This window comes from Nonomuraea sp. NPDC049784, from assembly GCF_040659615.1.
Taxonomy (GTDB): domain Bacteria; phylum Actinomycetota; class Actinomycetes; order Streptosporangiales; family Streptosporangiaceae; genus Nonomuraea.
Genome location: NZ_JBFAMX010000473.1, coordinates 1 through 8,111, shown reverse-complemented (window position 1 = coordinate 8,111; position 8,111 = coordinate 1). Strand labels below are relative to the sequence as shown.

Genomic DNA, 8,111 nt, shown 5'->3' with positions numbered 1-8,111 from the left:
GATCACCGGCTCCACCCGCAGCACGTCGCCGGCCGCGAGCCGGGACGCCTGCGCGAACGGGTGGAACGTGGTCTGCCTCCAGGCCCGGCCGCCGGGCTCCGTCATGATGGGCGCGATCACGTTCACCAGCTGCGCCAGCGACGCGGCGGTCACCCGGTCGCTGTTGCGCAGCAGGGTGATCAGCAGCCCGCCGAAGGCGACGGCGTCGGCCAGGTGGTAGTGGTCCTCCAGCAGGCGCGGCGCGACCGGCCAGTCGGCAGGCGGCTCGGCGTTCTGGAAGCGCGACAGGTACCAGACGTTCCACTCGTCGAAGGAGATGTCGATCCGCTTGCGCGACTTCAGCCGGGCCCCGACGTGATCCGCGGTGGCCACGACCGAGGAGATGAAGTACTCCATGTTGGTCGAGCAGGCCAGGAAGCTGCCGAGGTCGCCGTTCTTCTCCTCGTAGTACGCGTGGCAGGAGATGTAGTCCACCAGGTCGTACGTCTCCTCCAGCACCTCGGCCTCCCACGCGCCGAAGGTCGGCATCGACGAGCTCGAGCTGCCGCAGGCGACGAGCTCCAGCGACGAGTCCACCATGCGCATGGCGCGGGCGGTCTCGGCGGCGAGCCTGCCGTACTCGCGGGCGGTCTTGTGCCCGGTCTGCCAGGGGCCGTCCATCTCGTTGCCCAGGCACCACATCCTGATCCCGTGCGGCTCCTTGGAGCCGTTGGCGACGCGCAGGTCGGACAGCGCGGTGCCGGACGGGTGGTTGGAGTATTCCAGCAGGTCGAGCGCCGCCTCGATGCCGCGGGTGCCGAGGTTGACGGCCATCATGGGCTCGACCCCGGCCTTGCGGCACCAGCGTACGAACTCGTCCACGCCGACCTCGTTGGTCTCGGTGCTGTGCCAGGCCAGGTCCAGGCGGCGGGGGCGGCTCTCGCGAGGGCCGACGCCGTCCTCCCACCGGTAGCCGGAGACGAAGTTGCCGCCGGGGTAGCGGACCGTGGACACCCCCAGTTCCCTCGTCAGGTCGAGCACGTCGCCGCGGAAGCCGTCGTCGTCGGCGGAGGCGTGGTCCGGCTCGTAGATGCCGGTGTAGACGCAGCGCCCGAGGTGTTCGACGAACGTGCCGAAGGTGCGCCGGCTTACCGGGGCGACCTTGAACGCGGGATCGAGCGTGAGTTTTGCCTGGTGCACGGAGGGGTCTCCTGGATTTCGCGGGCGTTACGTGATCCAGATTGTTAGCGATAACAAGCGGGCGGGTCAAGGGTGAACAGCCAGCTCCGGCCAGCAGATGAGGGTCTTGACACGGAGGTTGTTACCGCTAACACTCGGGTAACCCCGACGCAACAAATAGCGCCCCGACCTCCAGCGAGAGCTCTGCGCAAGCTCCCGGCCCCAAGAACCTGGCCCTGCGATGGCTCGTAGGAAGAGGCCACCGTGCAAGATCCTCCCGACATCTCCCGCCGGCTCCTCCTCGGCGGCACCCTCGCGCTCGCCGGCGCCTCCGCCGCCGGGTGTGCCATCCCGATGGGGGTGGGCTCCTCCCAGACCCGCGTCAAGTACTGGCACTTCCTCGGCGCGAGCGACGGAATCATCATGAACAAGATGGTCCGGGCGTTCGCCAAGGACAATCCCGACATCTTTGTCGAGGAAAACGTGCTCGCCTGGGGCGAGCCGTACTACACGAAGATCGCGATGGCCGGCTCCGGCGGCCGCTCGCCCGACCTGGCCACGTTCCACCTGGCCCGGCTGGCCGGGATCGGCGCCGGGCAGATCCTCGACCCGATCAACGTGAAGCTGCTGGAGGAGAGCGGGCTGAGCGCCGCCGACTTCAGCCCGCCGATCTGGGAACGCGCCCACCTCGACGGGGTGCTGTACGCGATCCCGTTCGACGCCCACCCCATGGTGCAGTACTACAACACCGACATCTGCAGCAAAGCGGGGCTGCTCGGCCCCGACGGCAAGCTGAAGCCCACCAAGGGCAACGACGAGCTGCTGGCCCAGCTGCGCACGGCCAAGGACGCCATGGGCGGCAAGCCGCCGCTCACCTTCGACGCGCTCGGCCTCGGCACGGTCGGCCCGTGGCGGGTGTGGTGGACGCTCTACTCGCAGAGCGGCGGCGCCCTGCTGACCCCCGACAACACGCAGATCGCCATCGACGACGCCAAGGCCCTCGAAACGCTGCGATTCATGCAGCAACTCGGGAAGGACGGGCTGCTGGACACCCGTACCGACTACGGCGCCTCCGTGGCCAACTTCACGAACGGCCAGGCCGCCTTCCTGTGGAACGGCGACTGGGAGACCACAGGGCTGAAGGAACGCAAGACGCCGTTCAGCATGACCCGCTTCCCCGACGTCTTCGGTAGCGGGGCGGCGCAGGCCGACTGCCACTCGTTCGTGCTGCCGCACCAGCGCAACCGGGATCCCGAGGTCGAGCGGGCCACGTACCGGTTCATCGCCTACCTCGTCAAGAACAGCGCCGACTGGGCGGTCGCCGGCCACGTGCCCGCGTACCTTCCCGCCCTCCAACAGCCCAAGTACCTCGCGTTGGAGCCCCAGTCGGAGTACCGCTCGGTCATCACGGAGGTCGCGCTCGACCCCCAGGCGTGGTTCGCCGGCTCCGCATCGCGGCTGTGGATCGAGTTCGGCCAGGCGTTCTCCCCGGTCATCGGCGGCCAGCGCACGCCGGAGGAGGGCCTGGCCACCGCCAAGGCCGCGCTGACCCGGCTGCTGACCGCCCCGAACCCCTTCCCCGACCAGGAGCGCTAATGACCGAGCTCGTCGAGGTCATCAATGAACACAGCACCTTGGTCATGGGTCCGACGAAGGAGGGCACATGACCGAGCTTGTCGAGGTCATCAATGAACACAGCACCTTGGTCATGGGACCGACGAAGGAGGGCACATGACCACCACCATCGCCGCCCCCGCGGCCGCCGCCCCCACCACCGAGGCCAAGGTTCATCGCGGCTGGACGCAGCACGGATTGTTGTTCGTCGCGCCCTTCCTGCTGATCTACGTGGTCTTCCTGGTCTGGCCGGTGCTGCTGGGCCTGCGGATGAGCCTGTCGAGCGTCAACATCGCGGGCACCAACAACCACCTCGTCGGGTTCGCCAACTACGCCGAGGCGTTCGCCGACCCGCGCATGTGGCACTCGCTGTGGAACACGGTGGTCTTCACCGTGCTGAGCACGATCCCGCTGGTGATTCTGGGCCTGGCGTTCGCGCTGCTGGTGCACAACCTGCGGTTCGTGCAGTGGCTGTGGCGGCTGTCGTTCTTCGGGCCGTTCCTGCTGCCGTCGGCCGTGGTGTCGATCCTCTGGCTGCAGATGATCTACCCGCCCGAGTACGGACTGATCAACGGCACGCTGGGCACCGACTTCACCTGGCTCACCGACCCGTCGACCGCCATGTGGTCGGTGGTGCTGACCACGGTCTGGTGGACGGTCGGCTTCAACTTCCTGCTCTACCTGGCCGCCCTCCAGTCGATCCCTGAGCATCTGTACGAGGCCGCCGCCATCGACGGAGCCTCGGCCTGGCACAAGCTGCGCTCCATCACCCTGCCGTTGCTCGGCCGCACCACCGCGCTGATCGTGGTGCTGCAGCTGCTGGCCTCGCTCAAGGTCTTCGACCAGATCTACCTGATGACCGGCGGCGGCCCTGAGGACTCCACCAGGCCGATCATCGAGTACGCCTACGACATGGGCTTCACCGGCTACCGCATCGGTTACGCCTCGGCCGTCTCGTACATCCTGTTCGTCCTGATCGTCATCGTCTCCCTGGTGCAGCTCCGGCTGTTCCGCAAGCGGGCGGAGGTCTCGTCATGACCAAGCGCTTCAGCCCCAGTCAGCTCGTCCTGCTGGTGATCGCCCTGGCGCTGGCGGTCGTCTGGCTCGCCCCGATCCTGTGGGCCGTGGCCACCTCGCTCAAGCCCGAGTCCGAGACCACGAAGATCCCGCTGCAGTGGTTCGGCAGCGAGATCACCCTGGACTCGTACCGGCTGGTCCTGGGCACGGGCGGCATCGTCAAGTGGGCGATCAACTCGACCATGACCTCGGTGGTCGTCACGTTCATGACCGTGCTGTTCTCGGCGATGGCGGCCTACGGGTTCGCGCGCACGCAGTTCAGAGGGCAGCGGGCACTGCTGGCGCTGATCCTGGCCGGGATCATGGTGCCGCCGCAGGTGCTCATGGCGCCGCTGTTCGCGGAGATGGTGACGCTCGGGCTGGTCGACACCTGGTGGTCGATCATCCTGCCGCAGGTGGCCGCGCCGCTGATCGTGTACATCCTGTACAAGTTCTTCCAGGACGTGCCGCCCGAGCTGGAGCAGGCGGCCTTCGTGGACGGGGCCGGGCGCTGGCGGGTGTTCTTCACGATCGTGCTGCCGCTGTCGCGTCCCGTGCTGGCCGCGGTGTCGATCTACACGTTCATCACGACCTGGAACAACTTCCTCTGGCCGTTCCTGGTCTCCACCGACCCGAACACCATGACGCTGCCGGTGGGGCTGGCCAACGTGGTGCAGGGGACGTTCGGGCTGCGGTACGCGCAGATCATGGCCTCGGTGGTGCTGGCCGGACTGCCACTGCTGGTGATCTTCGTGCTCTTCCAGCGGCAGATCATCCGCGGCGTCGCACACACGGGCCTCGCCGGCCAGTAGCAAGATTTATAGCCCTATTCCCGGAATACGCGCTCTTTACCATTGCCAGGGAATTGCCAGGAACAGTCGGTAGTCTGCCTCGGCATGAACTGGCAGCGCAAAATGAACAAAGCGCTGGTCAGGTTCACCGGATTCCAGATCGAACGGGTAGGGAAAGCCCCGCTTTCCCCGCCCGTTCCCGAGATCAGAACGCCCGCGGATCCGCTAACTGACCGGCTGCTCGAAGCCCCCGTATTCCTCCTGTCACCCGTGCGGTCCGGTTCGACGCTCCTTCGCGCGATACTGAACGCCCACCCCGCCCTGCACGCCCCTCACGAGCTCCACATCCGCCGCCTCCGCGTGCAGTTCGACACGAAGCTGGCCTCGAAGGCGATGGAGGCCCTCGGGCACAACCAGGCCGATCTCGAGCACCTGCTGTGGGACCGCGTCCTGCACAGGGAGCTGGTACGCAGCGGCAAACGGTTCATCGTGGACAAGACGCCCGCGAACGCGTTCGCCTACCAGCGCATCGCCGCCTGCTGGCCCGACGCGCGCTTCCTCTTCCTGCTGCGCCACCCCGCGTCGATCGCCACGTCGTGGCACGAGGCCAGCCCCGGCAAACGCACCCCCGAGGAAGCCGCGCTGGACGCGCTCCGCTACATGAAGGCCGTCGAGCGGGCCAGGTCGGCGCTGCCCGGCCTGACCGTCAGGTACGAGGAACTGAGCGCCGATCCCGAACGGGTGACACGCGATATCTGTGAGTTCCTGGGGCTGGAGTGGGAGCCGCGGATACTCTCGTACGGCGAGCAGCCGGTCTTGGAGAAGGGTCTCGGGGACTGGCGCGACAAGATCCGATCCGGCACCGTCCAGCCCGCACGCGAGCTGCCTTCCGAGGACCAGATCCCGGACGTGTTGAAGCCCATCTGCCGGACCTGGGGGTACCTCGCGTGAAGATCCGCTATCTCATGCTGCACGCCTACGGCATGGGCGGCACCATCCGCACCGTCGTCAACCAGGCCAACGCGATGGCCGCCGCCGGCCACGACGTCGAGCTGGTCAGCCTGGTACGGCGGCGCGACACCCCCCAGTTCACGCTCGACCCGCGGGTCCGGATCACCGCGCTGGTCGACCAGCGCGGCGGCGCGCGGCCCGACTCGGTCGGGCGCAGGGCCTGGCGCCGGATGCGCGGCAAGATCGTGCCGCGCGGCGAGTTCGCGGCCGACTACTTCACCGAGCGGGTCGAGTGGGCCGCCATGGAGTACGTCTCCCGCCAGCGCGACGGCATCCTGGTGACCACCAGGCCCGCACTGAACCTGATCGCCGCCCGCCGCGCGCCCAAGAACGTCATCAAGGTCGCCCAGGAGCACATGAACCTGTCGGCCTACCCCGACAGCATCCGCAGGGAGATCGCCCGCTACTACGGGCGGTTCGACGCGATCACCGTGCTGACGCGCACCAACCGGCTCGAGTACCAGCGCCTGCTGCCCCAGACCGCCATCGTGCAGATCCCGAACGCGGTCCACCGGGTCGATCAGGAACGTTCCCAGCAGGTCGATCCCGTCGTGATCGCGGCCGGCCGGCTGGTGCCGCAGAAGGGGTTCGACCTGCTCATCGCGGCCTTCGCCCAGGTGGTGCGGGAACATCCGGACTGGCGGCTGCGCATCTTCGGCACCGGGCCGCGCCGGAGCCAGCTGGAGGGGCTCGTCGAGCAGTACGGACTGGGCGGGCACGTGGAGCTGCCCGGTCGTACCGATCGGCTGGACAAGGAGCTGGCGGCCGCCTCGGTGTACGCGCTGAGCTCACGTTTCGAGGGCCTGCCGATGGTGATGATCGAGGCCATGACACACGCTCTGCCGGTGGTCGCGTACGACTGCCCGACCGGGCCGCGCGACGTGCTGACGGACGGGGTGGACGGCGTGCTCGTGCCGCCGCGGGACGTGGACGCGCTGGCCGCCGCGCTGAGCCGGGTCATCGGCGATCGGGAGCTGCGGGTACGGATGGGGAAGGCGGCGGCCAAAGCGTCGCGTGCGTACGCGCCCGAATTGGTGATGCCATTGTGGGAGGATTTGTTCTCGGAGTTGCTGGCGGGTGAACGCGTGGCCGACAACTTCTGGAGCGCTCACTGACGTATCCGGCAAAAGATTTACCCTTTCGATTCCCTCGGCTATATCGGCGCTTCCGCATGCCTTGTAACGAAATGTCGGTCATTTCGTCAAAAGCATGCCAAAGGGCGCGGCAGCCTGGGCAGATGCGTATTCGGAAAGCTCGCCTGACCGCCGTGGCAGGCGCCCTCGCCCTGGCCGCCGGGTTCGCCGCGCCCGCGTATGCCCAGGCCTCCGCCCCTGCCGTCGCCTCTGTCCGGCAGGACACCCCCGCCGTGTACGGCAGCGCCGCCTACCTGATGGACGCCTCGTCCGGCAAGGAGCTGTTCAGCAAGAACGCCGACGATCGCCTGCCGATCGCCAGCGTCACCAAGACGATGACCGCGTACGTCGTGATGAAGTCCGCCAAGCCCACCGACGTGGTGCGGATCAAGCAGGAGGACGTCCAGTACGCGGAGGACGGCGGCGGCACCACCGCCGATCTGCAGCCCGGCGACCGCATCACCGTCGGCGAGCTGCTGTACGGCCTGATGCTCCCCTCGGGCGCGGACGCCGCCCACGCGCTGGCCCGCACGTACGGGCCCGGCGTCGGGGGCTTCGTCGCCAAGATGAACGCGACGGCCCGCGAACTGGGCATGAAGGACACCGAGTACGTCAACGCCGACGGCCTGCCCACGCCCGACGGCGACGGCTACTCCACGGCCCACGACCAGAGCTTGCTGGCCGCCAAGGCGCTGCAGGTGCCGCTGATCAAGCAGGTGGCCGGCACCCGGTACCACTCGCTGGACGCCACCGACCAGCACGGCTCGTACAGCTGGCGCAACACCAACCGGCTGCTCGGGTCGCCGGGGGTCATCGGGCTGAAGACCGGGTTCACGCGGGCGGCGGGGTACACGCTGGCGTTCGCGGGCGAGCGCGACGGCCACACACTCGTCGGCGTGCTGCTCGGCGAGTCCGACTCCAGCCGCCGCTTCGACACGGCCGACGCCCTGCTGTCGTGGGGCGCGGGCCGCGAGGCCGCCTGACCTGGGGCTACTTCAGCGTCAGACGTGCGACGCGGCCTCCTTCGCCCGCGGCCCAGCACGCCAGGTCGCGGGTGCACGACACCGTGTCGAACGAGCCGCTGTCGAACGTCTCCCAACTGCGCCCACCCGACCACGTGACATCGCTCCCCGAAGGCCCCACCGCGATGGCCGCGGACGGCAGGTACGGAAGCCAGGCGACCCCCGACCGGTATGCGGGAGGCGGCGTGGCGGCGGGCTGCCAGGTGGCGCCGCCGTCCCCAGTCACCGCGCCCGCGCTGGGGGACGCCTGGTCGGGCCGGTAGTCGCCGCCGACCGCGAGGCCGTTGTGGCGGTCGCGGAAGGCCAGGCCGAAGACGCCGCGCGCC

7 protein-coding genes and 1 pseudogene are annotated in these 8,111 nt (G+C 68.5%); 6 read left to right on the top strand and 2 right to left on the bottom strand.

The genetic code is table 11. The features are described 5' to 3' along the window. Positions 1-1,179 (bottom strand): alpha-L-arabinofuranosidase C-terminal domain-containing protein (locus AB0J09_RS48360; RefSeq protein ID WP_360707358.1); only part of this gene is annotated, 1,179 nt, incomplete at its 3' end. A 243-nt stretch (positions 1,180-1,422) separates the two neighbouring features. On the opposite strand from AB0J09_RS48360, the gene AB0J09_RS48355 reads away from it, so the two are divergent. From AB0J09_RS48355 to AB0J09_RS48330, 6 genes are all read left to right on the top strand, one after another. Next, positions 1,423-2,754, top strand: a complete 1,332-nt coding sequence (locus AB0J09_RS48355; RefSeq protein WP_360707355.1) for an extracellular solute-binding protein — start codon at positions 1,423-1,425, stop codon at positions 2,752-2,754. Positions 2,755-2,889: 135 nt separating this feature from the next. Continuing rightward, entirely contained in the window at positions 2,890-3,810 is a 921-nt protein-coding gene (locus AB0J09_RS48350; RefSeq protein ID WP_360707352.1) for a sugar ABC transporter permease, read from the top strand. Next, a complete protein-coding gene (locus AB0J09_RS48345; RefSeq protein WP_360707349.1) occupies positions 3,807-4,640 on the top strand; it encodes a carbohydrate ABC transporter permease in 834 nt (277 codons plus the stop codon). The genes AB0J09_RS48350 and AB0J09_RS48345 overlap by 4 nt, the downstream gene beginning before the upstream one ends. Before the next feature lie 84 nt (positions 4,641-4,724). Beyond that, a complete protein-coding gene (locus tag AB0J09_RS48340; protein WP_360707346.1) occupies positions 4,725-5,570 on the top strand; it encodes a sulfotransferase in 846 nt (281 codons plus the stop codon). Then, complete coding sequence (locus AB0J09_RS48335; protein ID WP_360707344.1) at positions 5,567-6,745, top strand: glycosyltransferase family 4 protein; 1,179 nt, start codon at positions 5,567-5,569, stop codon at positions 6,743-6,745. The genes AB0J09_RS48340 and AB0J09_RS48335 overlap by 4 nt, the downstream gene beginning before the upstream one ends. Before the next feature lie 122 nt (positions 6,746-6,867). Beyond that, positions 6,868-7,746, top strand: a complete 879-nt coding sequence (locus AB0J09_RS48330; protein ID WP_360707341.1) for a D-alanyl-D-alanine carboxypeptidase family protein — start codon at positions 6,868-6,870, stop codon at positions 7,744-7,746. 7 nt (positions 7,747-7,753) lie between these two features. On the opposite strand, the pseudogene AB0J09_RS48325 reads toward AB0J09_RS48330, so the two are convergent. Then, positions 7,754-8,111: pseudogene (locus AB0J09_RS48325) on the bottom strand (oxidoreductase); the annotation flags it as partial.

Bases quoted from the DNA above. Each gene is read 5' to 3' on its own strand.
- AB0J09_RS48350 (WP_360707352.1), top strand. From the start codon at position 2,890: ATGACCACCACCATCGCCGCCCCCGCGGCCGCCGCCCCCACCACCGAG.
- AB0J09_RS48345 (WP_360707349.1), top strand. From the start codon at position 3,807: ATGACCAAGCGCTTCAGCCCCAGTCAGCTCGTCCTGCTGGTGATCGCC.
- AB0J09_RS48340 (WP_360707346.1), top strand. From the start codon at position 4,725: ATGAACTGGCAGCGCAAAATGAACAAAGCGCTGGTCAGGTTCACCGGA.
- AB0J09_RS48330 (WP_360707341.1), top strand. From the start codon at position 6,868: ATGCGTATTCGGAAAGCTCGCCTGACCGCCGTGGCAGGCGCCCTCGCC.